The organism is Desulforudis sp. DRI-14, assembly GCF_052618305.1.
On the sequence record NZ_JBQXEZ010000013.1, the window covers coordinates 38,026 to 63,611 of the forward strand.

The window sequence follows — 25,586 nt, forward strand, 5'->3', positions numbered from 1 at the left end:
CGACTGTTATACCGGGGCGAGGACAATGCGTTCGTCTTTGAGCATTACCCGTTTGAAGCCGGGGATAGAGGTCGACGGTATTTCCATCGCCTGGACGCCGGCGATGGTCAGTGTGGGGGAGCAGAATTCCAGGCTTACCACGCCCGCACGTTTATCGCCGTTAACACCGGCGTGAACCGTTCCCGCGCACCTGCCCATGATCAAGATGCTGCCTGCGGCCTCGATAACAGCGCCCCGGTGAACATCCCCGAGCACAACGACATGCCCCTCCAGGTACCGGATCTTTTGTCCCGAGCGCAAGCTTCGCCCAACCAATCGGGCCGGTTCTCCGGGCAGTGATCCCATAGAAGGCACAGGCGTGGAAACCGGGCTGCTTTTCGGGATCAATATCGGCTTGTGGCGTTCTTCGCGGGGGATGGGTATCATTCCGTATCCCGACAAGAGTTGTTCGAGTTCGCGCTGTTGCTCCTCGTTTATCGTACGCTCCTGATGGCGGAAGGTGAACTTTGCGCCTGTAAAAAAACCCTTGGCCTGCTTGAGTTTTTCCTCAAGGTTGCGCTTGATGTCGTCAAAGTCCGCCGCCGGCAGACAGATGACCAGCCCGTTTCGCGTTCCCTTGATTTGCACGTCGCCAGCCACAGAGGTTGACTTCCTTTCGATAAGATTTTCCAATATCTCCTACTTTTCGCGGATCACAAGCTTTTTCCTCCCCTGCGCATAAAAAAATTCTAACCCGTGCACGCTCACTGTAAGTCTGTTTGGCAATCGGCCTGTTATTATTGCCAAAAACGCAAGGCGAAAGGAGGTCCCCGAATGCCCGAGTGGCGCAAGGATCCCGTTGTGGATCGGTGGATAGTTATTGCTACTGAAAGGGCAAAAAGGCCTACGGATTTTCGCTGTACCCCGGACGAGTTGAATCCTCAGAGCTGTCCGCTGTGTGTCGGAAATGAGGAGATGACCCCGCCGGAAATCCTGGCCTTCCGCGAGCAGGAAACGGCTCCCAACAGCAAGGGATGGTGGATAAGAGTAGTTCCCAACAAGTTTCCCGCGGTGCGCGCCGACGAACACCCGTCTTCCTGGTGGGAAGGCATTTACGAGATTATGAACGGTGTCGGCGCCCACGAGGTGATTGTTGAGACAACCGACCATACCAACAACCTGATCACCCAGTCGGACAAGCAAGTGGAAGAGATCATCTGGGCCTGGCGGGCACGTTCGCTTGATTTACGCAACGATTCGCGTCTTAAATACATCTGCATCTTCAAGAACAAGGGCCGCACCGCGGGCGCATCGCTGGAACACGCTCATTCCCAACTGATCGCCACGCCGATGGTCCCTGTAGACATCAAGCAGGAGTTGGCCGGGACGGAGGCTTACCGTGCGGCGAAGGGGACCTGCGTATTCTGCGACATGATCCATCAGGAATTGGCCCAGGGTCAACGGATCGTCATCGACAGCAGACATTTTGTCAGTATCGCGCCTTATGCTTCGCGCTTCCCGTTTGAGATGACCATCCTGCCGAAGCAGCACAAGCACGACTTTGGCCAGATCGTCGAAGACGAAGTGCGCGACCTGGCCCAGGTACTGCGGGCCTCCCTGGCCAAGCTGGCAGCGACCGTTTGCGACCCGCCGTTCAACATGGTTATCCACACCGCTCCGGTTAACGCCGGAGACGCTTTCTACTACCACTGGCACATCGAAATCATGCCGCGTCTCACGATTATGGCCGGCTTTGAGCTGGGAACGGGTTACTTCATCAATCCGACACCGCCCGAACTAGCGGCGCGGGCCCTGCGCGACGCGCCCGTCGTAGCGCCGCATATCGCTGAAGCCGCTGCAAAGGAGGTTCCCAGGTATGTTTGATCGCCCGTTGAAGATCCTTATCGTGTCGTCGGAGGTAGTGCCTTTCGCCAAGACCGGCGGCCTGGCCGATGTGGCCGGTTCTCTCCCCAAAGCGCTGGCGACCGTCGTTATGGACCAGGGACTTCCCCCGAACGATGTCCGGGTGGCCATGCCGCGCTACAAAATGATCGAGGGCGCCCGGTACGTCACCGACTTTCCCATCTACTTCAACAACCAGATGCGGACGGCCGTCATCAGACAGAAGGAGATCGAAGCCCAGTTTCACGGCGGCCATGCCACAATACCGGTTTATATGATCGACAACTATCACTACTTTTATCGCGACGGCATCTACGCCTTCCACGACGAGGCCGAGCGTTTTGCCTTCTTTTGCAAGGGCGTGCTGGAAATGCTCCCGCGCCTTAACTGGCAGCCGGACGTCATTCACTGCAACGACTGGCAGTGCGGCTTGATCCCGCTCTGGCTGCACACCCATTACAAACACAGCGACTTCCACAAGCGCGTCGCCACCCTGTTTACGATCCACAACCTGCACTACCAGGGCAACTATCCGAAGGAGGTCCTGTCGATGCTGGACCTCGGTTACGAGTTCTTTACCCCCGACCGGCTGGAGTTCTACGGCAGCGTGAGCTTCATGAAGGCCGGCATCCTCTATACGGACCTCCTCAACACGGTAAGCCGGACATATGCCAAGGAGATACAAACGCCTGAATTCGGTGAGAGGATGGAGGGGCTGCTCCGCCAGCGCTCGAAAGACCTCTTCGGGATCGTCAACGGGATCAACTACCACGAGTTCGATCCCAAGGCCGACCCGCGGCTGTTCCGCAACTACGACAGCAACAACATCGAGGCCAAGAAAGAAAACAAATTCGCCCTGCAAAGGGAGCTCGGCCTCCCGGTCAAGGACGTTCCCGTTATCGGGCTGATCTCGCGTCTCGTCGACCAGAAGGGTCTCGACCTCATCGGCCAGATCGTCGACGAGCTGATGCACCTGGACATCCAGTTTATTGTCCTGGGGACCGGCGACCCGCATTACCACCAGCTCTTCTCTTCGATCAAGGCGCGTTACCCGCAAAGAATGGGGCTGGAACTGGGCTTCAACGCCGTACTCGCCCAGAGGATCTACGCCGGGTCCGATATGTTCCTGATGCCGTCGCGCTTTGAGCCCTGCGGCCTCGGACAGCTCATCAGCCTGCGTTACGGGACCATCCCCATCGTTCGCGAGACGGGCGGTCTGGCCGACACCGTATCCGAGTACGATCCGGCGACGGGCATGGGTAACGGCTTCAGCTTCCGTGATTACACGGGCCGGGCGCTTTACAGCGCCATTGCCCGCGCCCTGAAACTCTACCGTGACGACCCCGAAAACTGGCGGAGACTGGTCAGAAACGCCATGGAACTGGACTTCTCCTGGGCGCGCTCGGCTGTAGAGTACCTGCAGCTTTACCGGAAGGCTATAGAGAAGCACCTCAGGGAGGAGGGGCTGCCGCTCAGTGCCTGAGAGCGTAGTTAAAAGCCTTTTAGAGCAAACGCTGACCGGGGGCTGCCGTTACGACGCCTCCGGTTTCTTTGTGTCTTTACACGCCCGCCAGATGAGACTACAATCGTAAAAATGGCGGACGGAGGAGTCAAATGGAACTGAGAGAGGAGTACAGAGAGCGGCAGCGGCGCTTTCAAGAGCTGTTAGGGCAAAACGGGATCGACGGGGCTTTAATCGTCCAGAGCGCTGACTTGGTGTACCTCACCGGGACGTACCAGGACATGCACCTTTACCTGCCCGCCGAAGGGGAGCCGCTGCTCATGGTCCGTCGGGATCTTGAGGTCGCGCAGACGGACGCTTGTGTGGAGAAGATTGTGCCTTTGCAGCGGTTCTCGGAAATACCGGGGCTCATGCTCGACCACAGCCTCGCCCTGCCTGCTCGCCTGGGCCTGGAACTGGACGTGCTGCCCGCCGCTTACTACCTGAAATACCAGTCCGTATTCAAGAATGCCGAGCTTGTAGATTGTTCAAGCTTGTTAAGGCGGTTGCGTGCGGTCAAGACGCCGTGGGAGATAAGCATCCTTAGGGCGGGCGGGAAAGCTTTGGACGCTCTTTTCGAGGCTTTACCCGGTTTGCTCGAATTAGGCCGCACGGAACTGGAACTGGCGGGGCGGCTTGAGGCCCTGGCCCGGGCCCGGGGACACCAGGGGTACGTCAGGGTGCGGGGGTTTAATGCCGAGGTCTTCTGGGGACACCTGCTGAGCGGGGCCAACGCGGCTCACTCCAGTTACTTTGACGGGGTGATCGGGGGAGCGGGATCCGGACCGTGGATGCGTTTTGGCGCCGGATCCAAACGTATCGCAAGCGGGGAGATTATCCTCGTGGATTACCCCGGGGTGTGGCAGGGCTATACGGTTGACATGACCCGCATCTTTGCCTTCGGCGCACCCGACAGGCGGCTTATTGCGGCCCACGCTCTCGCCCTCGAAATCCAGGAATCCCTTGCAGACAAAATGAGGCCCGGGGTCAAGGCAGGGGACCTGTACGATGTTGCCTGGGAGATGGCCGGCAGGGCCGGGCGGGCGCATAACTTCATGGGGTTGCGCGCTCCCGTAAGTTTCATTGGCCACGGTGTAGGCATTGAGCTCAACGAATGGCCTGTCCTGGCAAGAGGCAGCGAAAGCAGGCTTGAAACAGGGAATGTGATTGCCATTGAGCCGAAATTTGTGTTCGAGGGGCTGGGAACTGTCGGTATTGAAAACACGTTTCTGGTTACCGAAGACGGGGCTGAACGCCTGACCCGTTACCCGGACGATATGCATATACTTTGATCAGCAGAGGCGCCGGCACTATTCAGTCCCCACGCCGAGGATCCCTCCGAGGGCTCCGCCTGTCAGGGTAACCACGAGCTTACCCGCCAGGCCCAGGAGGGAAAGCGGGCCCGTTACGGCAAAGGCGGCTACGATCCAGAGAACTAGAAACAAGCCCACTCCCACGGCGGACCCGTGGATGAGCCCCTTGCCCCCGGCACGGCAGGCGGCGCTCCAGCCCCCCGTTACGGCTCCCAGGAAGAGGATGAAGGCGGCCGTCCAGGGGAGGAATCTTTCCGAAAGATTCGAAACATAAAAGATGAGCGTGGCGAGGACGGCAAGAATGAGCATGGTTGATACGGCTACGAGGATGCCTCTACCTACGGCGGGCCAGCTAAGGGAGGACGCTTTGGGTATTTCGTTTTTAAAGGGCATCTTGATACCCCCTTGCTGTTCTTACCATCAATAACTATGATAGGCCTGGTTGAAATATGTCCAACGCGATGACCGTCGCCTATACCATAGACCGACGGATGTACCTCAACATTACCAACCGCTGCCAGAACGACTGCGAGTTCTGCATACGCCGTGCCGGCGGGATCGGTTACGACCTCTGGCTGGAAAGGGAGCCGACCGTGGAGGAAATCCTGGCTGCAGCCCGTGACGCCCAGCGCTACCAGGAGGTGGTCTTCTGCGGTTACGGGGAACCCCTTTTATGTCTGGAGACCGTTACCGAGGTAGCGAGGGAAATACACCGCTTTGGAGTCCCTATACGGGTCAATACCAACGGTCAGGTATTGCTTTACTACGATATTGCGGCGGTCGATGAACTGCTGAACAATGTTTCAGCGATGTCCATCAGCCTTAACGCCCAGGATGCCGAAACCTACGTCCGCATTTGCCGGCCGCGGGACGGAGTGAAGGCTTATGAGGCTATCCTGCAGTTTGTGCGGTATTGTTGTTCCAAGGGGGTAAAAGTCATCTTGACGGCTGTGGAGTGGCCGGGTGTGGACCTGGAGGCCTGTGCCCGCATCGCCGGCGAGTTTAGGGCAGCCTTTCGTATCAGGCGCTTCCAGGGTTCTACGAATACGCGAGTGAAAAACTGGCCTTATCCATCCTGAAGCTTAGTGCTTATGGCCAAATGACAACGGCCTTCTAGGCAGCGCACGGCATTTCCCGTGCCACCTTCAAAATGCGGGACAGGACCAGGCAGACGAAAACGGCCAGAACGAACCGCCAGCCCAGGATGATAGCGAGGTTGGCGCCCAGAGCGGCGAAGAGCAGGGTATCCTCAACAATGCTGTGGCAGATGACCAGGAAAGTATTGCTCCCAGGTGACCTACAGGCCGTTGAGGGTTCCGCGCTTGAGGGTGTTGATGCCGAGCAAGGCAGTGTCCTTTCGATGGCGTTTAAAGTACAATTACACAGTAACATCCATCGCTTGGCGGTCGTGACAAGGCTCTATGAGTGCGGCCGGCCTTGCAAAGAGGGGGATGACATGCGGATCGGACTGACGGGGGCCCAGGGAGTGGGCAAAACCACACTGGCCCGTGCCTTGTCGACAAGACTGGGTTGGCCTCTGATCGAAGAGCAGGCCCGGGTTGTCTATCAGGATGAGGCATTTTCCCGGGACTGCGACTTAACGGGTAAGCCTAAAGAATCCAGCGCGTTCCAATGGCGCTGCCTCGAGGAGCAGATCCGCCTGGAGGACATGTTCGGCCATTTTATCGCCGACCGTACCGTCATTGACAACGCGGCCTACTGGATCCGTTGGCGGATGGCCCATTCGCCGAGCAGCGAAAGCCTCGCCTACTATAAGAAGTGCGAGGCGCAGGCCCGGCTTTACGATTTGATCATTTACGTGCCGCCCGAAATAGCTCTTGTCGCTAATGGATTCAGGAGCACCGACCGTGACTACCAACTGGAGATGGACTGGCTGATAAGCACGCTGATGCGCGGGCTTGTGACGCCTGAAAGGATCATCACCGTGTCCGGGACGGTCGAGCAACGGGTGGAAGCGGTGCTGGCGCACCTGGCGGGCCAACCTCAAAGCCTGTATGAAAACCATGGGGTCCTATACGACTGGAACTGGAAACTATAGAAAAACGCTGATGAGCCGCGGGGCGCAGTGAGGTACGCTGCCAAGGAACAAATTACCACCGCCGCATACATTGTAGTAACGCAGACATTGTTAAAAAGGACTCCGTGAATGATCAGGTGCATGACTTACAACATTCGTCACGCCGAGGGGATGGACGGGAGAATCTCGCTGTTGCGTATCGAGGAGGTCATTCGACAGGCCGAGGTGCATGTCGTCGCCCTTCAGGAAGTTGACAGAAACGTTGCCCGGTCCTGTTATGTGGACCAACCACGAACCCTGGCAGAGGCGCTCGGGATGCAGTCAGCCTTCGGGGCCAATGTCTGCTGGGACGGGGTCCAGCAGTACGGCAACGCCGTGTTGTCCAGGTTTCCCATCTCATACTGCATGAATTATCATCTGCCCGGGCGCGGAGAGCAAAGGGGACTGCTGGTCTGTTTGCTTGAAGGCCCGCGGGGGCCGCTGACGTTCGCGAGTGCCCATCTGGGCCTAAGCGCGGCGGACAGGCGGGCGCAGGTCGATGAAACCGTCGACATCCTTCAGCATTATCCCGCCCCGCTGGTTCTCGGCGGTGATTTCAACTGCCGCCGGGACGCGACCGAACTGACCCGGCTCTACGAATTTCTCCAGGATGCCGGCTCTGGCGACACTCCGCCGACCTTTCCCGCTAACGACCCTCAGGTGAAAATCGACTACATATTTACCTCGCCGGGTTTCAATGTGTTGGAGTTAAGGGTCATAGAAACGGAAGCATCCGACCATCTCCCGCTAATAGTTACCTTAGAGCTGTAACCGTAAGGAGGTGCTTTTGAGGGCTCTTGGTGTTGTAGATTCTTTCCCTGGCTCTAAGCTATAGGCTAATAAGACTCGTAGGCGCCAAAAACCGAAGGGATTTGCAGCGCAAACCCCTTCGACACCTAACAACTGACTACCGACTACCGACTACTGATCATGGGCAGCCGCAGAATTCTTTCGTAAGCTTATTCAGGGCGCGTTTTTCTATACGCGAAACGTAGCTCCTCGAAATGCCAAGTTTGCGCGCGATCTCCTGCTGGGTTCTCTTAACGCCGTCGATCAATCCGAACCGTAGGCAGATCACCTTTTTTTCCCGGCGGCTCAAGCCTTTCATCTTGTTATGTAGGCGCTCCTGCTCGAAAATGCTGGTGACCTTGTCTTCAACCATTTCCGCCGCCGTACCCAAGACATCGATCAGGGTGATTTCGTTACCGTCTTTGTCAACGCCGATCAACTCCTGGAGGGAGACTTCCGAGCGCGTTTTCTTAACCACTCTGAGGTGCATCAAGATCTCGTTCTCGCTTACGCCATGTTAAAACCTCCTCGTCAGCCACGCGTGCCAGGACGTCAACCGAACCGGGTCCCACGTTTACGGAAACGACCACCGCCGCGATGAGACAGCGTTTTTGCTCCAAGGACAGCCCTTTTAGGCCCCTTTCAAGGATCAGCCGGGCTTGCTCCCTCGCCCTTAAGGGGTCCTGCCGGTCAAACCAGCTCGCTCGAGCCTGCCATTCCATTTTCCGGCGCTGAAGAGCCTTGATCCTGGTGTCCAGCCTGGTCACGATTTCACGCCATTCACGGTCGGAGATGTGTCCCGCAGCAAAAGCCCGGCAGGCAGCGGCGCGGCGCTCTTCAATCAGTTTTTCCTCCTCGGCGGGAGCGGCATCTGCAGTGCCGAGCCCGTTATCCCCAGGCTTTTGGTTCAGCAGGTAGGCAAAGCACTCCGGGTTGTCAAGCCGGCCCTTTACCCAATCCCATATCGCCGCTTCGAGATCGTCGGCGCGTATCCGGGGACGCCCTTCGTGGGAACGGCTGCAAAGGTAATAAGGATAGCGCCTGTTTCCCGAATACACTTGCTGGCCCACGAGTTTGCTCCGGCAGGCGGCGCAGTGAAGGAGGCCGGCCAGCAGGTAAATCCTCCGGCGGCGTTTGCTCCAGGTCTGGATACCGGTTTTGATCCGAGCCTGGGCTTCTTCCCAGAGATCGTTAGGAACCAGCGGCGTTACGGAGATGGGAATCCATTCCTGTCTGTCGCGAAGGGATGGGCGCAAACGGTCGGCCGGCTTTTTAAATTTGTTCAAACCAAGATTCCTGCAGTTGTAACGGTTGGCCCAGAAGGTTCCGGTATAGACGGGGTTCATCAGGATCTGGCGTACGACTGCCCGGTGCCAGGATGGGGCAGCTTTTTTTGTCGGTATGCCCTGCTCGTTCAGCCGCGCGGCGATGGCGGAATAGCCCAGCTGCTGTTTCACAAAAAGGGAGAAGATCATCCGGACGACGGGCGCTTCCCGAGGATTGGGCACCAGCGTGGAGTTGGAACGGTCATAGTCGTAGCCGTAAGGCTGGTGGGCATGGGGCATTTTCCCCAGGCGTGCCTTCTGCAGCCTTCCAGCCATCGTCCGTTCCCTGATCTTTTCCTTTTCGTACTGGGCGATCGCTCCCCTTATGGCATAGAAAAGCTGGCCTTCCGGGGTGTTGCGCCACTCGAAATTCACGAACTCCAGCCTGGCGCCGGACCGGTCGATCTCCTCGGTGACGAGGAGCTGGTGGGCGACGTTCCTGGCGAATCGATCGGGATCGAGGACGACGACGAGATCGATTTCTTTGTTCCGTACAGCTTGTCTTAAAGCGTTCAGACCGGGCCGGTCAAGCAGGGCCCCGCTGACCCCCGGGTCCCGGTAGAAAACGATGCCGGTTGCTCCGAGTTCAAGGGCGCGCTCACGGCATTTTTCGGCCTGGAAATCGAGGCTGTACCCGTGCCTGGCCTGCTCCTCCGACGAGACGCGCAGATAGACAGCCGCCAGGAGCGCGCTATCGTGATCGCTTCTCACAATGGATCACCCCGTTGTCCGTCGCCGCTCCCGAAGCGGTTTTAACCAGCCATTTTGCGAGCTCTGACAGGGCTGAGATGTAAACGGCGCGTTCCTGGCGGGCATCCGCCAGGGGAACGATGCGGAGAACGAGCATCGCTGTCCTGCGGTTGCGGCTCACTCCAGCCACCCCCCTCGGTTATTTATCTATGGGTGGGGATGAAGCCCGCAGACTAGGACATTGATGCCAGGTCTGTATTCTATCTCCAGTTATTGGGGCATAGATAAGGAATGGGTGTTAGGCATTGGGTGTTAGGTATTGGGAAACAGAGGAGGCATCGGTTGCGCCGATGCGGATTTTACTGGGCACGCTGCAAGTGGCTTAGAGGGAGAAATCCGGACCCTTCGGGAGACTGTACGCGATAGATAAGCAGGGAGGGAAGCCCACATGATCGTGATGTACTATGCGGGCAAGAACAGGGGGTTCCGTCTGTGGCTGGCCGCGTGGCGGCGGATGCTCGAAAGACGGGAAACCGTCCTCATCCGCCGATGGATACACTGACCCGGCGTTTGAGCGCCGGGTCGGTGAGCGGTGAGACGCCGGAAGCGGCATAGTGAATACTAAATGCGTTTCTTGGGATCAAGGGATGCCTCCCGCACTTCGCCTTTCTCCAGGGAACCTTTTTGTATCAGCATCGACTGGCGGGCAAATTCGTCCATATCCAGCCGCGCCGGGGGGCTGTTGTTGATTTTTGTGCTGCGTTCCTTCGGGTCCTCCATCTGCTTCACCTCGTTCAGGACCTGTTAAAAATACCTCTCAGGCTGACAAAAGACAGCTATCAAACCTTTACTGAAAAGCTATTTCCCGTGAATCAGCGCGGGCAAACACCTGACGCAGGTCCAGATGCTTTTGCCGCCCTGGCGTATGGGGATCAGCGCCCTGTCGTGGTCGTCCGCCCCGCAAAATTCGCAGCGGATCCTGGGGTCCGCGGCGTGGCGGGCTTCCCGGTCGGCCATGTGCAGTTTGACCGCGTGTTCGTCAAAGGCGGGTGCCTCGCGTTCCTCAATGCTCAGAGCCCCGGTGGGGCATACCCCCAGGCAGTAACCGGCTCCGTCGCAGAGTTCCTCCCGGATCACCCTGGCCTTGCCATCGCGTATTTCAATAGCCCCTTCGGCGCAGGGGCTTACGCATCTGCCGCAGCCGTCGCACAATTCCTCGTCGATGCGTACGATTTTCCGTCGGACCAATCCTTATTACCTCCTCAAATTATTCTTTGCAGAGCGGGCGGGTTTCATCACGTTTTACATGCTGTCAGCAACAAGTCGTTTTCGATGCACCTCGCGGCATAAGTTGCCAGCCGTGCCCCCTTGGAGGGATTAAAGGTGTTGATGGCCTTAATCAAACCGATGGTCCCTATGGAGATAAGGTCGTCCAGGTCTTCGCCCGTATTGTCGTATTTCTTGATGATGTGGGCGACCAACCGCAAGTTGTGCTCGGTAAGGATGTTGCGGGCTTCTTCGTCCCCTTCGAGCAGCCGGGCCACGTATTTCTTTTCTTCATCAGGGCTTAAGGGTTGGGGGAAAGTATTGTTAGTGATGTAGGACAGCAGGAGCAATATCCCGTTGATGACCGAGATCACGCCAAGGCTGAGGATCGCGGATAGCATAGCACACCTCCCGAAATACGCTGTATAAAAATTATATTGAAGTTTTCGACAGCATGTGCTTGTCTTTTCGGTCTTTAATTTCGCTTTTCCCTTTAACGGCTTTGGCCAACCATGACCGGCAGAGAAGGAAACAAAGGGAATCTGCGCGAAAGGCTTAGGCAGTGCGATAATTGTTGCGGGAGTGAGGTCCGTTTGACCAAGGCGACTGCCGCCGTGCTCGCCGGGGGAAAATCGTCGCGGATGAAAACCGACAAGGCCCTGCTCGATTTCGGCGGCCAGACTATGATTCAGCATATCGTTAAGGAACTTAAGCCGTACTTCGACCGTATTCTGGTGGTAGCCAACGATGCCGCCCGATTCTGTAATCTCTCTCTTGAGGTGGTGCCGGACGTCATCCCCGGGTACGGTCCCCTGAGCGGCATCCACGCGGCGCTTTGCAGCGCGCCAACCCGCCTGACTTTTGTGGTCGCCTGCGACATGCCGTTCGTGAACGGCGCGCTGGCCCGGGAACTTGTCGAACTGACCGGGGATTTTGACTGTGCGGCGCCCATCGTCCACAACTATGTCGAGCCTCTCTACGCGGTTTATGCCCGAACGTGCATTAAGCCGATCGAGATGTGCATATCCGAGGGCCGCCTCAAGGTTATTGATTTGTTTTCGCGGGTACGGGTAAAGTATATCAAAGAAGCGGAACTGTCCGACGTCGACCTGACGCGGGTGTTTTTCAACATCAACCGCCCCCAGGACTGGGCGAACGCCAGGGCGATGGCCGGCAAGGATGAATACCGCCCCCGACGGGGGTTCGAAGGTCTCCCGCCCTTCATCTGTGTTACGGGGACGTCAGACTCCGGCAAGACCGTGCTGGTAACCGGACTGGTCGCCGAATTGCGGCGGCGCGGGCTGCGTATCGGCACGGTGAAACATGCGGCGCACCGCGCCGATTTTGCGGACGAGGGCCGGGATTCCTGGCGGCATTACCGTGCCGGAGCGGACGTCGCGGTGGTGTCGGCCCCCGAAAAACTGCTGCTGGCGCGGAGATTGGACCGCGAGTTGCCGCTGGAGGAAGTGCTGGCTTACTTCCAGGGGGTCGATCTCGTCGTCGTCGAGGGATACAAGCGCCTGCCTTATCCGAAGATCCTGCTGCACGCCGGGGACCCCGGACAGGTGGACAGATCCGGGCTGGTTGCCGTAGTGGGCCCGCCGGTCGAGGGTTACGGCGTTCCCAGTTTTGACGGTGACAACGTGAGCGGCCTGGCTGACGAGATATTACGCTACTTTGGCTTGGGCGAGGGTTATGTTAAAGAAGGTTAGTTTGCTTCAACATCTTTATCCCGACAGGTTTGTGCCTTCTCTCTTCGACATTGACGTTGAGGCTCTGAAAACCCGGGGCATCAAGGGGCTTATTTTCGACCTGGACAACACGATTGTCGAACGGGGTGCTTCGGAGTTCACGCCGGAGGTCATGCACTGGCTTGAACAGTTGCGTGAAAAGGGGTTCCGTATCGCCATCGTCTCCAACAACCGTACCAGAAGAGCCGTTTTGATGGCTGAAGAAGCAGGCATCCCGGCTGTTTTTAACGCTTCCAAGCCGCTGCGGCGCCCGTTTAAAAGGGCCCTCAAGATCCTCGGCACCAAGCCGCACGAAACGGCGGTCATCGGCGACCAGCTCTTTACCGATGTGTTCGGGGGCAACCGCCTGGGGATGTATACCATTCTGACGCACCCCATGCCGGGGCCCGAATTCATCGGTACCCGGTTGATCACGCGCAAGCTGGAAAGACTCTTCCTGCCGCGTATCTGGGAAAAGTACGGTTTTAACCCGCGGAGGTTTTCCAATGGTTGACGCCAGAACACGGGTCTGCGCCCTGTTCGGACACCCGGTAGGGCATTCCCTGTCCCCGGTCATGCAAAATACTGCTTTTCGTGTCGCCGGCATCAATGCTGTATACGTGGCGCTGGATGTTTCCCCCGGCGCGCTCCGGGACGCCTTGCAAGGCATGCGGGCGATGGGCTTCCTGGGCGCCAACGTCACCATTCCCCACAAGGAGGCGGCGATGGGCCTGGTCGACAGGCTCGACGGGGAGGCCGTGGCCGCGGGGGCGATCAACACCGTCGTCTTGCGCGATGGCGTGCTTGTCGGTTACAACACCGACGGTGAGGGGTTTTTACGGTCGCTCGGCGAGGCAGGCGTCGACCCGGCGGGGATGCAGGCCCTGATCATCGGGGCGGGCGGCGCCGCGAAGGCCGTGGCCCTGGCCCTGGCCCGCGCCGGCGTGCGGAGCATGGTGATCACCAACCGGACTGCCGGACGGGCGGAAGAACTGGCCGGCCTCGTGCGCTTGCACGGGGTACGGGCTGCCGTGCTCCCCTGGAAGGACGTCGAGGATGCCGGCGCTGCCGCGCGAAGGGCGTTCGGCGCTGCCGAGTTAATCATTCAAACTACGTCGCTGGGTATGGCCCCGAAAGCGGAGGCCGTCCCCCCGGTGCCGGCGGCCTGGTTCAGCCGGGGCCAGGTCGTGTGTGATCTGGTGTATAATCCTGTGTATACCGTCTTTCTGGAAAAAGCGCGGTCGGCCGGCGCCCGGGCGGTGCCCGGGCTCGGGATGCTGCTGCACCAGGGGGCGGCGTCTTTCGAGCTGTGGACCGGGGTAAGCGCGCCGCTGGAGGCCATGCGGTCGGCGCTGGAAGCGGAGATTGAAAAGAGGGGATTGGCGGGCAATGCCTGAGTTGCGGTACCTGACGGCCGGGGAATCCCACGGGCCGTGCCTTACGGCGGTGGTGGAAGGACTGCCGGCCGGTGTGCCGGTCACCGAAGACTATGTCAACTTGCAGCTGGCCCGCCGCCAGGGCGGCTACGGCAGGGGCAAGAGGATGAGTATCGAGTCGGACCGGGCCCGTTTTGTGGGCGGCGTGCGGGGAGGAGTTACCCTCGGTTCGCCCGTCGCCTTGCTGGTGGAGAACAGGGACTGGGTGAACTGGTCCGGCGTTATGGCGCCGGGACCGGAAGCCCGGCTGGACGAGAAAACAGTGACCAGGCCGCGGCCGGGTCACGCCGACCTGGGCGGCGCTCTGAAATACGGACACAGCGACATACGCAACGTCCTGGAGCGGGCCAGCGCGCGGGAGACGGCCTCCCGGGTCGCCGCGTGCACGCTGGGGCGGCGGCTGTTGGAAGAACTGGGCGTCGAGATTTTCGGGATGGTGCTGTCGGTCGGGCCGATCGAGGCCGCCGTGCCGGACCGCACCCTTGACGAGCTTAAAGCCCGCGTCGAAATCTCGCCCGTCATGTGTCCCGACCCGATTGCCTCGAGCCGCATCGTGGAGGCCATTGACCGGGCCCGCGACCAGGGGGATACCCTGGGCGGGATCTTTGAGATACGAGCGTTAGGCGTGGTGCCCGGACTGGGCAGCTACGTTCACTGGGACCGCAAACTCGACGGGCGCCTGGCGGCCGCCCTGATGAGCATCCAGGCCGTCAAGGCTGTTGAGATCGGTGCCGGGTTTGCGGCGGCCAGGAATTTTGGTTCGGCCGTACAGGACGAGATCTGTTACGACGCCTCCCGGGGTTTTTACCGGAGCAGCAACCGCGCCGGCGGGATCGAGGGCGGGGTGACCAACGGCGAACCCATCGTGGTCCGGGGAGCGATGAAGCCCATCCCGACCCTCGGGCAGCCCTTGCAAAGCGTTGATCTGAGGAGTAAGGAGACGGTGCGGGCGGCCTACGAACGTTCCGACGTCTGTGCCGTCCCCGCGGCCTGCGTTATCGCCGAAGCGGTGGTGGCCTGGGAGTTGGCCCGGACCTATCTCGAAAAGTTCGGCGGGGACACCCTGGACGACTTAAAACAGTCAGTGGCTGCTTACCTGGAGAGGATCAGGGAGGCGTAAGCTTCTTGAAAAACATTGTGCTAATCGGCTTCATGGCTACCGGGAAAAGCTCGGTGGGCCGCTGCCTTGCCCGGATGCTCCGGCGGGAGTTCGTCGATACCGACCGGGAAATCGAACGGCTGACGGGCAGGTCGGTGGTCCAGATTTTTGCCACCGAAGGGGAAAAGCGCTTTCGTTCGGAGGAGAAGCTGTTGTGCGCCAAACTGGCGCGCCGCCGTGACCTGGTGATCGCCACGGGCGGAGGCACGCTGTTGGATCCTGAAAACGTCAGGCAGCTTGGCGAAAACGGCGTGTTTATCCAACTGACGGCATCGGTGGACGACATCTGGGAGCGGGCGCGGCGCAAGGGCGACCGCCCCTTGCTGCACCGCGAAGGCCGGGCCCGGATCGTTGAACTTCTTGAAGCACGGGCGGGCCTTTATGACGTCGCCGAGTTTACGGTGGATACCGGGACCCGGTCAGTGGAAGCGACGGTCCGGGAGATCATCCGTTTTTTAAAGGAGAAAGGTTACCTTGATCAGACGGGTTGAAGTGGGCCTGGGGGACAGGAGTTATCCTATCTTGATAGGGGAAGGCCTTCTGGGGTCTCTCGGGATGGAGGTGCGCGCCCGCGTTCCCGGCGAAAGGGTCATGGTCGTATCCAATCCGACGGTAAGGACCCTCTACGGAAAGCGGGCCGAGGAGAGCCTGGCTGGGGCGGGGCTCACCGTTGTCTGGGCCGAGATGCCCGACGGGGAGGAATACAAGAGCCTGGCCACGGCCGAAAAGCTCTACGACTTGGCCTACACCCTTGAACTGGACCGACAGTGCCCCGTGGTGGCCTTGGGCGGCGGCGTGGTGGGGGACCTGGCCGGATTCGTGGCCGCCACCTACTTGCGGGGCGTGCCCTTCATCCAGGTGCCCACCACGTTATTGGCCCAGGTGGACTCCAGCGTGGGGGGTAAGGTGGCCGTCAACCACCCCAAAGGTAAGAACATCATCGGCGCTTTTTACCAGCCCCGGCTGGTCCTAGCCGACCTGGACGTGCTGAAGACCCTGGATCCCCGGGAGGTGCGGGCCGGCCTGGCCGAAGTAATCAAATACGGCGTCATTGCCGACGGGACCTTTTTTGCCTGGCTGGAGGAAAACCTGGAGCGCCTGCTGGTTCTGGAGATCGAACCTCTGGTCCATGCCGTGGCCGTATCTTGCCGCATTAAAGCCCGGGTGGTGCAGGAAGACGAAACCGAACTGGGCCGCCGGGCCATCCTGAACTTCGGCCACACCCTCGGCCACGCCGTGGAGGCTCTTACCGGATACACTGCGTACCGCCACGGGGAGGCAGTGGCCATAGGGATGGTCGCCGCGGCCAGGCTGGCGGTGGCCCTGGGAATGCTGCCGGAGGGAGAGGCTGCCCGTGTGCGTGACCTAATCCAGCGGGCCGGACTTCCGGTAGAGACACCGCCGGAACTTTCTACCGGCGACCTGCTGGCCTCCATATACCGGGACAAAAAGGTACTGGCCGGGCGGCTCACCTTTGTCCTGCCGGTGGAAATAGGCCGGGTGGAGATTGTCCGGGACATCCCGGAAGAAGTGGTGGAGCGGGTGGTGGAAGCTCTTGCCGGTTGCCGGGGTGCCTGTTGACCTCTCACGAGCGGCCGCGCACATACTGCCGTGAAAGATGGATGCCAACAATGAACTTTTCCGGCCGGTTCGATGCTTTAACATATCAATAGATTATAATGAAGTTCGATAAGGATTATAACGAAGTTCGACCGGGTTTTGCAGGTGAAAGAAGGAGGGGACTTTGTTTTGATATTTAGTTATCTATTTTCCTTTCTCCTCGGCCTCTGTATCGGCAGTTTTTTAAACGTATGTATATATCGACTTCCCAGGGGGTTCTCGCTGGTCACACCACCATCTCATTGCCCTTCCTGTTCCGTGCACCTAAAACCCCTGGATTTATTTCCCGTGGTGAGCTTTTTTTGGTTGAGGGGTAAATGCCGTTACTGCGGTGCAAGGATTTCTCCCCGCTATCCGCTCATTGAATTGTTGACCGGTGCTGGCTTTTTTCTAATTACCTGGAAATATGGTCTGACCGTACATAGTGTCGGATTGCTGCTTTTGTATGCCGTTCTTATGGTGGCCACCTTTATTGATCTCGATCACCGCATCATTCCCGACCTACTTATCGTCTTTGCTCTAACTGCCGGCATACCTTTGGCCGTCCTCCAGGGTCCGGAGGTTCTCAAAGACGGCCTTTTTGGTTCCGTGCTGGGGGGCGGGGCATTGTTGATCGTGGCCCTGCTTTCGCGGGGCGGCATGGGCGGTGGGGACGTGAAGCTAGCCTTTGTGATCGGATGGTATCTGGGCTGGCAGAAGGCTGTATTGGCCCTGGCGCTGGCCTTTGTTCTGGGTGCTGCGCTGGGCGTTCTTTGGGCGCTAAGGACAAAGAAAAACCTTAAAACGGCCATTCCTTTCGGCCCATTTCTTTCATTGGGGGCCATGCTGGCCGTGTTGACAGGAGATAAGCTTATTTCCGGGTATCTAAACCTGTGGGGTAGTTAAAAATGGTCGCTGTTTACACCAAGAAGCGCCTGGGAGACCTGCTCCTGCAGGCCAGATTGATCACCTCCGAGCAGTTGAGCCAGGCGCTGCAATCGCAAAAACAAACCGGGGAACGCCTGGGTAAGGTTTTGATTAACCTGGGGCTGGTTACGGAACAGGACATTTTGAATACTCTGGAAATGCAACTGGGTATTCCCCAGGTTACACTAATGGACAAAGTTGATCCTGATCTGATCAAATCTCTCCCTGAGGCCGTTTTGCGCCGGCATAAGGTGGTGCCCATAAAAAAAGAGGGCCGGCGGATGATTGTGGCCATGTCCGACCCTTTAAACCTGGTCGCCCTGGATGACATCCGCCTGGCCAGTGGTTGTGAAGTGGAACCGGTACTGGCCCGGGAAGAAGAGATTGATGCCGTACTGCAAAAAGTTTTCGGCCTTTCCTTTGTCGAACAGGCTTTTGGGCAGGCTGCAGGCCAGCCGGAACCGGAAATCCAAACCCTGACCCTGGGCACTGGAGATGAGGTGCCTGCGGAAGAGGCGCCGGTGGTACGGCTGGTCAACACAGCGATTGTTCAGGCAGTTATGGAGAAGGCCAGCGACATTCACTTGGAGCCCCAGGAAGACCGGGTGCTGGTGCGTTACCGGGTGGATGGGTTGTTGAGGGAAGCCCTTACTCTGCCCCGGCACATCCGCTCCTCCATGACCACCAGGATTAAAATCCTGGCCGGCCTGGATATTGCCGAAAAGCGCCTCCCCCAGGACGGTCGGTTTCAGGCCAAGTACGGAGAACAGGAAATAGACATAAGAGTGTCTACTTTGCCTACGGTTCACGGGGAAAAAGTAGTCTTGCGTTTGCTGCTTAAAAGCGGGCGGATCCTGCCCGTTGACCAGCTGGGATTTCACCGTTACAACCTGGATCGTTTTACAGAGATAATCCGTCACACTTCCGGCATGATCCTGGTGACCGGACCCACCGGCAGCGGCAAGACGACCACCCTCTATGCAGTGCTGGCCCAGTTAAATTCCCCGGAACGCAACATTATTACCATTGAAGACCCGGTAGAATACGTTTTGAGAGGAATCAACCAGACGCAAATTAACGTCAAGGCCGGCCTGACCTTTGCCGCCGGCCTGCGTTCCATCCTCCGCCAGGATCCCGACATCATCATGATCGGTGAAATACGGGATGGGGAGACAGCGCAAATTGCGGTTAGGGCGGCCACCACCGGCCACCTGGTGCTCAGCAGCCTGCATACCAACGACGCCGCGGGTGCCCTGACCCGCCTCATTGATATGGGGGTGGAGCCCTTTTTGGTCGCCTCCTCGGTGGTGGGCGTGGTTTCGCAGCGCCTGGTGCGCCTGCTCTGTCCCCGCTGCAGGGAGCCCTACCAGCTTCCGGACGATGCGCCGGAAAGAATTTTTATGGGCCTGGCGCCGGATGAACCGGTAACTCTTTACCGCCCTGCGGGCTGCCAGTACTGTAATAATGTCGGCTACCGGGGCCGGACAAGCATTCAGGAGGTGCTGCCGGTGACCCGGACCGTCAGGGAACTGGTAAACAGGAAAATTTCCGCTGATGCCATTAAAGAAAAGGCGGTGACCGAGGGAATGGTTACCTTAAAAGAAGACGGGATCCAGAAAGCCCGGCAGGGGATCACCTCCATATCGGAGGTAATGCGCGTGGCCTACGACGAGTGGTGATGGTTCCCCGGGAGAAAAGGAGTGTGTGAGCTCGAATGCACGTCGATGATATTTTGAAGTTGGCTTTCCAGGTCAAGGCTTCCGACGTTCACCTCACCGTCGGCCGTCCTCCCGTTTTTCGGGTGCACGGGAAACTGCTGGCCGCCGACGAGCTGGGCGCCCGGGTCGATCCGGGGGTGGAAGATCTGCCCGTTCTCACTGCCGGGGACACTGAGAGTCTGGCCCGGCAGCTGATGCCCGACCGGCAGTTCCAGCAATTCATACAGGTAGGCGAGTACGACTTTCCCTATGCCATTCCGGAGGTGGGCCGCTTCCGCGTAAACGCCTTCAAACAGCGCGGCACGGTGGCCCTGGCCGTCCGCCTCATCCCGGAGCGCGTCCCCGGCCTTGCGGAGCTCGGCTTGCCCGAAGTAGTGGCCCAACTGGCCAGGCGGCCCCGGGGGCTGGTGCTGGTCACCGGCCCTACGGGCAGCGGCAAGTCCACCACCCTGGCGGCCATGATCGACCTCATCAACAGCGAGCAGCGCCTGCACATCATTACCCTGGAGGACCCCATCGAATACATCCACCGGCACAAGAAGAGCCTGGTGAACCAGCGGGAGATCAGCCGCGATTCCCGTTCCTTTGCCGCCGCCCTGCGGGCGGCCATGCGGGAAGACCCCGACGTTATCCTGGTGGGCGAGATGCGGGACCTGGAAACCATCGCCACGGCCATCACCGCCGCGGAGACGGGACACCTGGTGCTGGCCACCCTGCACACTACCAGCGCGGCCCAGACCATCGACCGGATCATCGACGTTTTTCCCCCGCACCAGCAGCAGCAGGTCCGTCTGCAGCTGGCCAACGCTCTGGAAGGAGTGATTGCCCAGCAGCTTTTGCCCCGGCATGACCGGCCCGGGAGGGTGGCGGCCCTGGAAATCCTGGTGGCCACGCCGGCCATTCGCAACCTGATCCGGGAAGGGAAGACCCACCAGATAGTCTCCCAGTTGCAGACCGGGGCCAGGTACGGCATGCAGACCCTGGATATGGCTTTAAGAAACCTCGTTCGCGCAGGGGTGATCAGCAGGGAGGAGGCCCTGACCCGGGCGGCCGATGTCGAAAATTTGTTTAAAATGCTTTAAACTAACTGGCTTGGTTATTGACTGGCAGAAATGGCTCATATAAGATGATTTCAGGAAGAGTGCGGCAAAGCGAAAAGGGCAAACCTGTCGAAAGGCAGGGGCGCAAAGCTGCGGGCCTAAAGCGGCATTGCCGTCAGGGCGGTCGGGTTGCCGAACTTTCTGACACATACTTCCAAGCAGTCCGGCTTGGATTTTTTATTCCCGGGAGGTGGTGGAGGAAGCTTTGCCTGTCTATGCCTATCGCGCCCGGGATGCAACCGGTAGAGTGGTAAGCGGCCGGATAGAGGCGGCCGGCATAAAAGAAGCGGCCAGGATGCTGCAGAACCAGCAGCTGCACCCCGTGCGGATCGGGGCGGTGCAGGCGCAGGTCAAACTGCTGCCGCGGCTAGTATCATTCCGGCGCGGGGTCAGCTTGAGGGAATTGGCCCTTTTCTGCCGCCAGCTTTCCACCCTGGTCAGCGCCGGCGTGCCTCTGGTGGGGGCCATGCGCATTCTGGAGTTGCAGGTGGAGGGCCGGGTGCTCAAAGAGGTGGTGCGCGGGGTGACCGCCCGCCTGGAGCAGGGTCACGCCCTGGCCGAGTCCTTCGGCGCCTATCCGTGGGTTTTCCCCGAGATCTTCATCAGCATGGTACAGGCCGGGGAAGTGGGCGGCGTGCTGGACGAGGTGCTGGAGAGCCTGGCCGGCCATTTTGAAAGAGAACACGAGGTGAGGGAAAAGGTAAAGTCGGCCCTCACTTACCCCACCATGGTCCTGGGTTTTGCAGTGGTTATCCTCACCTTCGTGCTCATTTTCGTGCTGCCCCCCATCATCAATACCATCCAGAACTTGGGCGTACCCCTGCCCCTGCCAACCCGGGTGGTGATGGGAGTCAGCCATTTAGTAGGACATTACTGGTACCTTCTTCCGCTGTTTCCACTGGCGGCGGTTTTCGGCTTTCAGCGCCTGCGGGTCTCGCCCCGGGGCAGGGAGGTCTGGGACCGGCTGATCTTGAGAATGCCCATTTTCGGCCCGGTGCTGAAAAAAATCATCATTGCCCGCTTCGCCCGCACCCTCGGCACCTTGCTGAGGGGCGGGGTGCCTATCATCCAGGCCCTGGAAGTGGTGAAAAAAACCGTCGGCAACCGGGTGGTAGCGGCCGGCATCGCCGGGGCGCAGGAGAGCGTGCGGGAAGGGCAGGGCTTGGCCGGCCCCCTGGAAGAAAGCGGTATCTTTCCTCCGCTGGTGATCCGTATGGTCGCCGTGGGGGAGGAAACCGGCAGCCTGGACGCGCTTTTAAACCGTATCGGTGCCTTTTACGACCAGGAAGTGAACATCACCGTGGGCCGCCTCTCCAGTGCGCTGGAGCCGGTACTGATTGTCTTCCTGGGCGGTATAGTGGGGTTCATCGTCCTCTCGGTGCTCTTGCCCATGTTCACCAGCATGATGCAGGGGCTGGGGAAGTAGGGCAGGCGGGTTTGGAGGTAAGCTTCCATAATCTGGCCGGCGCCGTTCTAAAGCGCCGGCCATCCATGCGCGGAGAGGAGGGATGGAAGAGTAATCTTTTTAGATTCCGGCATTTAAAGTGCGGCGTGAGTTTAACGGACGTCAATTGTCCAGTTGGTCAACCTGTTTCTAGTTAAAAAATAATACTTTAACGGGAGGAGAAAACCATGTATAAAAAATTGAAGGACAACCGCGGCTTCACCCTGGTGGAGCTCCTGGTGGTCATCGCCATCATCGGCATCCTGGCCGCCATCATCGCCCCCAACGCCTTCAAGGCCATTGAAAAGGGCAAGGTGGCGGCAGCGGAAGCGGATTATAAGGCAATTAAGGCGGCGGCGCTGAATTACTACACCGATACTGGCACATGGCCAGCAAACGAAGCAGCTAACACGGGATTTGTGGTAACCGATAACGTAACTGGCTGGAACGGCCCCTACTTGGAGCGCTGGCCGAGCAAGAACCCGTGGGGTGGGACTTATACCTACAAGAAAGGTGACAGCGGGAGCACATTGCTATGGGGTAACCCCGCCAGGTGGCTTGAGCTGACCTCGGTGCCGGATGCATCTTTCTCAAGACTACAGGCGGACTTAGGGACTGATGTGGTTAAAAAGAATAGCGATGGCACAGTCTGCATCCTGATTTCGAAAGAACAGTAAAGAACGGTAAGGTAGTCGAAAATTACCGCCGCCGGGTCTGCTTAACATTGCTGCCGGCGCCTCTGGCCCCGGCAGCATCGGTCCCGGCGAGGGGGGGTGCCCTGTTTCGGCGGGGGTGGAGTAGATAAGGATGTGAGCCATTGATGTTTGGTTTGCCGAACCTGCGCCGCGACCGGCGTGGCTTCACCCTGGTGAAGCTGCTGGTGGTCATCGAACCTTTAAATCCGCCTGCAATGCTTCATGTAGACGAGGAATGATTATAATTATGCGTCTATTTTCCAGACATGACCGCGCCTTCACTCTGATCGAGGTTTTGGCGGCCGCCGCTATTTTAGTGCTGGTGACGGCCACTGCCGTAAATCTGCTGGTCTCGGGTAAAATGGCGGCCAGGTCGGCCTGGGAGGAAACGGTGGCCGTCAACGCGGGCCAGGCCGTGATGGAGGAGCTGCTGGCCGGCTCCCTTGCCGGCGGCGAAAGGCAGGATGAACCGCGGCCTTTTCCCGGCGCGTCCGGTTATACTTACACGTATTCGGTAGAGACCTATCAGCCGGATGAGCAGCTGGTTCAGGTACGGGTCACCGTCCACTACCGGCAGGGGCAGGAGCGCCAGCTCGAAGTGGTGACGCTGAAGCGTAAGGGATGACGGGTGGCGCAAATTTGATGAGTTGGCGGGACGAAGCCTGATGGGACCGATTAAAAAAGTTGCAGTGCGCAGAGCAGTTAGCGATAATAGCGTGGGTATAATCGCTAAAGGACCCGGGCGATCAAAATATGGTACGGCTGATACACCGGCCCCCGGGCGGCGGTCTGCCCTGCCGGGGCTGGCGCTTGACCGCCGGGGCCTGACGCTGATCGAAGTTCTGGTGACGGCCGTCCTTTTGTCTTTAATCCTGGGGACGGCCTATTTCGTTGTCGACAGCTCAATGCTCAACTGGAAGAAGGGCGACGAGCAGGTTGACGTGCAGCAGAATCTGCGGCTGGCCATGGACCGGCTGACCCGGGAACTGCGCGCAAGCGCCGGGGTAGTGGAAATACCCCCCAATTCATACATCGTTTTTATGAGCCCTGACTTTATGAGCCCTGACAATAAAAGATACATCAAGTATTATCTTTCGGGAAACGAGATCAAGCGGGCTACCAGCAATGATAATGTCTACTGGTACGGGAATAATCCCGTGGCCGGGCGGATCCAGGCGGTATCGTTCCAGAGAGTTTACGGTAGGCCGGCCACGGTGGAGGTAAAGCTCACCGGCACCAACGGTTTTGTTTTAACTTCCAGGGTGACCGTGCGGATGATGCGCGAACAAAGTTAATTTCCCCGGAACAAATATTCCATATGAAGGTGAATTTAAGAGGAGCGATCTGCATTGACCGGCGAGCGTAAAGGAATATTCAAGAGCAGACAGGTACGCCGGAAGCTCCTTGGTTTTTTGCAAAACACCCATGTTGGAACGCAAAAAGGCGCGGCCCTGGTCACGGTGGTCCTGCTCACCCTCGTGCTCCTGGTCTTTGCCGGTTCCCTGGTCCAGCTGGCCGCAGTGGACAAGAGGGTGGCTGCCAGCCAGGTGGCCATGACCCAGGCTCTTTATTTGGCCGAGGCGGGGGCGGAAATGACGGTCGCCCGTCTGGCCGTGGATTTTGGCGCTGTACCGCCGTCCACGCCGATCGTGCTGGGGAACGGCCAGATCGCAAAAATTACCGTGAGCCCGGTGGATGCCACCACCAAAGAGATCCTGGCCGAGGGGCGGGCGGGTAACGCCCGCAAAGCGCTTAAAGTACGGGTGCAGCGCACGGCAGCTCCCGTTTTGCAAAACGCCGTCTGCAGCGGTAATAATCTCGGCCTCAGCAGCAGCGTGTCCATTACCGGCAATTTATTGGTCAATGGCGACCTGGATGTTAAATCCGGCGTCAGCATTGCGGATGCCGGCAGGCTGGTGGTTAAAGGCAATTTAACCAATAGGAGCGGCACTAATAAGAGCAACAAGAAAAACGAAGGGATTAACATTGCCCCCGGGGGCAGCCTCCTGGTGGGCGGCGACCTGGACAATAGGCACGGGCGGATCGAGACCCCGGGCTACCTGCAGGCCGACGGCAGTATCGATAACTCTTCAGGTACCGTGGTTTTCTCCCCCGGCGGAACCTACTACACCCCTTCCACAGAATACCCGGCGGGCACGTTTATCATTCAAGATGACGGGCAGGTACCCCGGCTCGACAGCCCGCGGGAAAATATCGCTGCCCTGGTTGAGCCGGCGGCCCGTTTGAACCCGGCGGGGAAAGTGGCCGCCTATCAAAGCTATCCCCGCTTGGACGTAACGGAGCGGGGAAACCGGTACGAGAGTAATCTCACCGGCAGGGCTGCCGGAACTTATTACTTTGATACCGGTGGAAACGAACTCCGGCTTGAAGGTGAATACAGCGGGGAATGGGTTATTGCCGTTAAGGGGGACGTGGAGATCAGCGGTAATTTGCTGCCGGCAAATGCAAGCCAGGACGTTCTGGTTTTGCTGGTGGACGGTACGGTTAGCGTACACAGGAACGAAGACATCAGCGCTGTTATATATGCGGGCCGGTTTGAGGCCGGCGGGGGCAGCACAGTTAGGGGGACGGTGGCTGCGCAGTCTTTTGATGTCAGTGGTGACGCAAGCCTGATCCAGGATGATGACCTGATCCGGAACGCTGTTCAAATTTCAACACTGCCGCCAGACATGTTTAGCGTAAAAATAATCTCCTGGCGGGAGGAATACGACGTGTTTTAAGGCAGGACTTTACCATTATAACTAGAAAAAAATATACATGTTTCGCCAAATTTTGCTCCGAAAAATCATGTGCCCTCCCGGGGGTTTCACCTTGCTGGAGGTCCTCATTTCTACAGCCATCAGCGCCGTTTTGCTTTTAACTCGACTTTGACGCCTTGCCATACGGGAACCCAGCAAAATCAGGGCTTCACAGAC

At 58.7% G+C, this 25,586-nt stretch carries 30 protein-coding genes, 1 pseudogene and 1 riboswitch; of the genes and pseudogenes, 22 read left to right on the top strand and 9 right to left on the bottom strand.

Annotation, left to right across the window (positions count from 1 at the left end):
• Nucleotides 1–6 precede the first annotated feature (6 nt).
• Nucleotides 7–639: a septum site-determining protein MinC gene (locus ACUM6F_RS08615; RefSeq protein ID WP_425621950.1), complete on the bottom strand. Its 633-nt coding sequence runs from the start codon at nucleotides 637–639 to the stop codon at nucleotides 7–9.
• Between the two features lie 174 nt (nucleotides 640–813).
• On the opposite strand from ACUM6F_RS08615, the gene galT reads away from it, so the two are divergent.
• From galT to ACUM6F_RS08630, 3 genes are all read left to right on the top strand, one after another.
• On the top strand, nucleotides 814–1,863 hold the full coding sequence (galT, locus tag ACUM6F_RS08620; RefSeq protein ID WP_445348963.1) for a galactose-1-phosphate uridylyltransferase: 1,050 nt from the start codon (nucleotides 814–816) through the stop codon (nucleotides 1,861–1,863).
• Nucleotides 1,856–3,364, top strand: coding sequence for a glycogen synthase GlgA (glgA, locus tag ACUM6F_RS08625; RefSeq protein ID WP_425621948.1), 1,509 nt, complete (start codon nucleotides 1,856–1,858; stop codon nucleotides 3,362–3,364). The genes galT and glgA overlap by 8 nt, the downstream gene beginning before the upstream one ends.
• Before the next feature lie 131 nt (nucleotides 3,365–3,495).
• A complete protein-coding gene (locus ACUM6F_RS08630) occupies nucleotides 3,496–4,674 on the top strand; it encodes a M24 family metallopeptidase (RefSeq protein WP_445348964.1) in 1,179 nt (392 codons plus the stop codon).
• A gap of 18 nt (nucleotides 4,675–4,692) precedes the next feature.
• Here ACUM6F_RS08630 and ACUM6F_RS08635 read toward each other — a convergent pair whose 3' ends face one another.
• Nucleotides 4,693–5,088, bottom strand: a complete 396-nt coding sequence (locus ACUM6F_RS08635; RefSeq protein WP_425621946.1) for a TIGR04086 family membrane protein — start codon at nucleotides 5,086–5,088, stop codon at nucleotides 4,693–4,695.
• Between the two features lie 68 nt (nucleotides 5,089–5,156).
• On the opposite strand from ACUM6F_RS08635, the gene ACUM6F_RS08640 reads away from it, so the two are divergent.
• Complete coding sequence (locus ACUM6F_RS08640) at nucleotides 5,157–5,774, top strand: TatD family nuclease-associated radical SAM protein (RefSeq protein ID WP_445348965.1); 618 nt, start codon at nucleotides 5,157–5,159, stop codon at nucleotides 5,772–5,774.
• Nucleotides 5,775–5,808: 34 nt separating this feature from the next.
• On the opposite strand, the gene ACUM6F_RS08645 is transcribed toward ACUM6F_RS08640, so the two are convergent.
• On the bottom strand, nucleotides 5,809–6,087 hold the full coding sequence (locus ACUM6F_RS08645; protein WP_445348966.1) for a hypothetical protein: 279 nt from the start codon (nucleotides 6,085–6,087) through the stop codon (nucleotides 5,809–5,811).
• Between the two features lie 64 nt (nucleotides 6,088–6,151).
• Between ACUM6F_RS08645 and ACUM6F_RS08650 the strand changes: the two genes are divergently transcribed.
• On the top strand, nucleotides 6,152–6,754 hold the full coding sequence (locus tag ACUM6F_RS08650) for an AAA family ATPase (protein ID WP_445348967.1): 603 nt from the start codon (nucleotides 6,152–6,154) through the stop codon (nucleotides 6,752–6,754).
• A 108-nt stretch (nucleotides 6,755–6,862) separates the two neighbouring features.
• A complete protein-coding gene (locus ACUM6F_RS08655) occupies nucleotides 6,863–7,543 on the top strand; it encodes an endonuclease/exonuclease/phosphatase family protein (RefSeq protein WP_425621943.1) in 681 nt (226 codons plus the stop codon).
• Between the two features lie 157 nt (nucleotides 7,544–7,700).
• Here the strand turns inward: ACUM6F_RS08655 and ACUM6F_RS08660 are convergent, their stop codons facing one another.
• The 6 genes and pseudogenes from ACUM6F_RS08660 to ACUM6F_RS08685 form a co-directional block, all read right to left on the bottom strand.
• On the bottom strand, nucleotides 7,701–8,051 hold the full coding sequence (locus ACUM6F_RS08660; protein WP_445348985.1) for a sigma-70 family RNA polymerase sigma factor: 351 nt from the start codon (nucleotides 8,049–8,051) through the stop codon (nucleotides 7,701–7,703).
• Nucleotides 8,032–9,597 (bottom strand): recombinase family protein, encoded by a 1,566-nt coding sequence (locus tag ACUM6F_RS08665; RefSeq protein ID WP_445348968.1) that lies wholly within the window; start codon nucleotides 9,595–9,597, stop codon nucleotides 8,032–8,034. The genes ACUM6F_RS08660 and ACUM6F_RS08665 overlap by 20 nt, the downstream gene beginning before the upstream one ends.
• On the bottom strand, nucleotides 9,578–9,757 hold the full coding sequence (locus tag ACUM6F_RS08670) for a hypothetical protein (RefSeq protein ID WP_445348969.1): 180 nt from the start codon (nucleotides 9,755–9,757) through the stop codon (nucleotides 9,578–9,580). Before ACUM6F_RS08670 ends, ACUM6F_RS08665 begins: the two co-directional genes overlap by 20 nt.
• A gap of 440 nt (nucleotides 9,758–10,197) precedes the next feature.
• Complete coding sequence (locus ACUM6F_RS08675; RefSeq protein WP_445348970.1) at nucleotides 10,198–10,356, bottom strand: hypothetical protein; 159 nt, start codon at nucleotides 10,354–10,356, stop codon at nucleotides 10,198–10,200.
• A gap of 78 nt (nucleotides 10,357–10,434) precedes the next feature.
• The gene (locus tag ACUM6F_RS08680) at nucleotides 10,435–10,824 is read right to left on the bottom strand and encodes an ATP-binding protein (protein WP_445348971.1); all 390 of its coding nucleotides are present in this window, start codon (nucleotides 10,822–10,824) and stop codon (nucleotides 10,435–10,437) included.
• Nucleotides 10,825–10,886: 62 nt separating this feature from the next.
• Nucleotides 10,887–11,243: pseudogene (locus ACUM6F_RS08685) on the bottom strand (sigma-70 family RNA polymerase sigma factor); the annotation flags it as partial.
• 192 nt (nucleotides 11,244–11,435) lie between these two features.
• Here ACUM6F_RS08685 and mobAB point away from each other — a divergent pair.
• From mobAB to ACUM6F_RS08765, 16 genes are all read left to right on the top strand, one after another.
• On the top strand, nucleotides 11,436–12,554 hold the full coding sequence (gene mobAB / locus ACUM6F_RS08690) for a bifunctional molybdenum cofactor guanylyltransferase MobA/molybdopterin-guanine dinucleotide biosynthesis adaptor protein MobB (protein WP_445348972.1): 1,119 nt from the start codon (nucleotides 11,436–11,438) through the stop codon (nucleotides 12,552–12,554).
• 1 nt (nucleotide 12,555) lies between these two features.
• Nucleotides 12,556–13,086 (top strand): YqeG family HAD IIIA-type phosphatase, encoded by a 531-nt coding sequence (locus ACUM6F_RS08695; protein WP_425621940.1) that lies wholly within the window; start codon nucleotides 12,556–12,558, stop codon nucleotides 13,084–13,086.
• Complete coding sequence (gene aroE, locus ACUM6F_RS08700) at nucleotides 13,079–13,969, top strand: shikimate dehydrogenase (RefSeq protein ID WP_425621939.1); 891 nt, start codon at nucleotides 13,079–13,081, stop codon at nucleotides 13,967–13,969. The genes ACUM6F_RS08695 and aroE overlap by 8 nt, the downstream gene beginning before the upstream one ends.
• Before the next feature lies 1 nt (nucleotide 13,970).
• A complete protein-coding gene (gene aroC, locus ACUM6F_RS08705; RefSeq protein ID WP_426377430.1) occupies nucleotides 13,971–15,128 on the top strand; it encodes a chorismate synthase in 1,158 nt (385 codons plus the stop codon).
• A gap of 5 nt (nucleotides 15,129–15,133) precedes the next feature.
• Nucleotides 15,134–15,658 carry a shikimate kinase gene (locus ACUM6F_RS08710; RefSeq protein ID WP_445348973.1) on the top strand — a complete coding sequence of 175 codons (525 nt, stop codon included), beginning with the start codon at nucleotides 15,134–15,136 and terminating at the stop codon, nucleotides 15,656–15,658.
• The gene (gene aroB, locus ACUM6F_RS08715; RefSeq protein ID WP_445348974.1) at nucleotides 15,642–16,748 is read left to right on the top strand and encodes a 3-dehydroquinate synthase; all 1,107 of its coding nucleotides are present in this window, start codon (nucleotides 15,642–15,644) and stop codon (nucleotides 16,746–16,748) included. The genes ACUM6F_RS08710 and aroB overlap by 17 nt, the downstream gene beginning before the upstream one ends.
• Nucleotides 16,749–16,892: 144 nt before the next feature.
• Nucleotides 16,893–17,672 carry a prepilin peptidase gene (locus ACUM6F_RS08720; RefSeq protein WP_445348986.1) on the top strand — a complete coding sequence of 260 codons (780 nt, stop codon included), beginning with the start codon at nucleotides 16,893–16,895 and terminating at the stop codon, nucleotides 17,670–17,672.
• A gap of 2 nt (nucleotides 17,673–17,674) precedes the next feature.
• On the top strand, nucleotides 17,675–19,372 hold the full coding sequence (locus tag ACUM6F_RS08725) for a GspE/PulE family protein (protein WP_445348975.1): 1,698 nt from the start codon (nucleotides 17,675–17,677) through the stop codon (nucleotides 19,370–19,372).
• A 35-nt stretch (nucleotides 19,373–19,407) separates the two neighbouring features.
• Nucleotides 19,408–20,493 carry a type IV pilus twitching motility protein PilT gene (locus ACUM6F_RS08730; protein ID WP_445348976.1) on the top strand — a complete coding sequence of 362 codons (1,086 nt, stop codon included), beginning with the start codon at nucleotides 19,408–19,410 and terminating at the stop codon, nucleotides 20,491–20,493.
• Nucleotides 20,494–20,560: 67 nt separating this feature from the next.
• A riboswitch (cyclic di-GMP riboswitch) is annotated at nucleotides 20,561–20,648 on the top strand.
• A 56-nt stretch (nucleotides 20,649–20,704) separates the two neighbouring features.
• Nucleotides 20,705–21,937, top strand: coding sequence for a type II secretion system F family protein (locus ACUM6F_RS08735; RefSeq protein ID WP_445348977.1), 1,233 nt, complete (start codon nucleotides 20,705–20,707; stop codon nucleotides 21,935–21,937).
• 206 nt (nucleotides 21,938–22,143) lie between these two features.
• Nucleotides 22,144–22,632 carry a prepilin-type N-terminal cleavage/methylation domain-containing protein gene (locus ACUM6F_RS08740; RefSeq protein WP_445348978.1) on the top strand — a complete coding sequence of 163 codons (489 nt, stop codon included), beginning with the start codon at nucleotides 22,144–22,146 and terminating at the stop codon, nucleotides 22,630–22,632.
• A gap of 140 nt (nucleotides 22,633–22,772) precedes the next feature.
• Nucleotides 22,773–22,889 (top strand): type II secretion system protein, encoded by a 117-nt coding sequence (locus tag ACUM6F_RS08745; protein ID WP_445348979.1) that lies wholly within the window; start codon nucleotides 22,773–22,775, stop codon nucleotides 22,887–22,889.
• Between the two features lie 8 nt (nucleotides 22,890–22,897).
• A complete protein-coding gene (locus ACUM6F_RS08750) occupies nucleotides 22,898–23,275 on the top strand; it encodes a type IV pilus modification PilV family protein (protein ID WP_445348980.1) in 378 nt (125 codons plus the stop codon).
• A 64-nt stretch (nucleotides 23,276–23,339) separates the two neighbouring features.
• Complete coding sequence (locus tag ACUM6F_RS08755; protein ID WP_445348981.1) at nucleotides 23,340–23,945, top strand: PilW family protein; 606 nt, start codon at nucleotides 23,340–23,342, stop codon at nucleotides 23,943–23,945.
• Nucleotides 23,946–23,999: 54 nt separating this feature from the next.
• Nucleotides 24,000–25,391 (top strand): PilX N-terminal domain-containing pilus assembly protein, encoded by a 1,392-nt coding sequence (locus ACUM6F_RS08760; RefSeq protein WP_445348982.1) that lies wholly within the window; start codon nucleotides 24,000–24,002, stop codon nucleotides 25,389–25,391.
• A gap of 67 nt (nucleotides 25,392–25,458) precedes the next feature.
• A complete protein-coding gene (locus tag ACUM6F_RS08765) occupies nucleotides 25,459–25,542 on the top strand; it encodes a prepilin-type N-terminal cleavage/methylation domain-containing protein (protein ID WP_445348987.1) in 84 nt (27 codons plus the stop codon).
• Nucleotides 25,543–25,586 lie beyond the last annotated feature (44 nt).

Coding starts and splice junctions, on each gene's coding strand:
- ACUM6F_RS08730 (WP_445348976.1), top strand. CDS start 19,408: ATGCACGTCGATGATATTTTGAAGTTGGCTTTCCAGGTCAAGGCTTCC.
- ACUM6F_RS08655 (WP_425621943.1), top strand. CDS start 6,863: ATGATCAGGTGCATGACTTACAACATTCGTCACGCCGAGGGGATGGAC.
- ACUM6F_RS08645 (WP_445348966.1), bottom strand. CDS start 6,087: ATGTTACTGTGTAATTGTACTTTAAACGCCATCGAAAGGACACTGCCT.
- ACUM6F_RS08740 (WP_445348978.1), top strand. CDS start 22,144: ATGTATAAAAAATTGAAGGACAACCGCGGCTTCACCCTGGTGGAGCTC.
- galT (WP_445348963.1), top strand. CDS start 814: ATGCCCGAGTGGCGCAAGGATCCCGTTGTGGATCGGTGGATAGTTATT.
- aroE (WP_425621939.1), top strand. CDS start 13,079: ATGGTTGACGCCAGAACACGGGTCTGCGCCCTGTTCGGACACCCGGTA.
- ACUM6F_RS08650 (WP_445348967.1), top strand. CDS start 6,152: ATGCGGATCGGACTGACGGGGGCCCAGGGAGTGGGCAAAACCACACTG.
- ACUM6F_RS08750 (WP_445348980.1), top strand. CDS start 22,898: ATGCGTCTATTTTCCAGACATGACCGCGCCTTCACTCTGATCGAGGTT.
- ACUM6F_RS08630 (WP_445348964.1), top strand. CDS start 3,496: ATGGAACTGAGAGAGGAGTACAGAGAGCGGCAGCGGCGCTTTCAAGAG.
- ACUM6F_RS08765 (WP_445348987.1), top strand. CDS start 25,459: ATGTGCCCTCCCGGGGGTTTCACCTTGCTGGAGGTCCTCATTTCTACA.
- ACUM6F_RS08725 (WP_445348975.1), top strand. CDS start 17,675: ATGGTCGCTGTTTACACCAAGAAGCGCCTGGGAGACCTGCTCCTGCAG.
- ACUM6F_RS08660 (WP_445348985.1), bottom strand. CDS start 8,051: ATGCACCTCAGAGTGGTTAAGAAAACGCGCTCGGAAGTCTCCCTCCAG.
- ACUM6F_RS08635 (WP_425621946.1), bottom strand. CDS start 5,088: ATGCCCTTTAAAAACGAAATACCCAAAGCGTCCTCCCTTAGCTGGCCC.
- ACUM6F_RS08675 (WP_445348970.1), bottom strand. CDS start 10,356: ATGGAGGACCCGAAGGAACGCAGCACAAAAATCAACAACAGCCCCCCG.
- ACUM6F_RS08640 (WP_445348965.1), top strand. CDS start 5,157: ATGACCGTCGCCTATACCATAGACCGACGGATGTACCTCAACATTACC.
- glgA (WP_425621948.1), top strand. CDS start 1,856: ATGTTTGATCGCCCGTTGAAGATCCTTATCGTGTCGTCGGAGGTAGTG.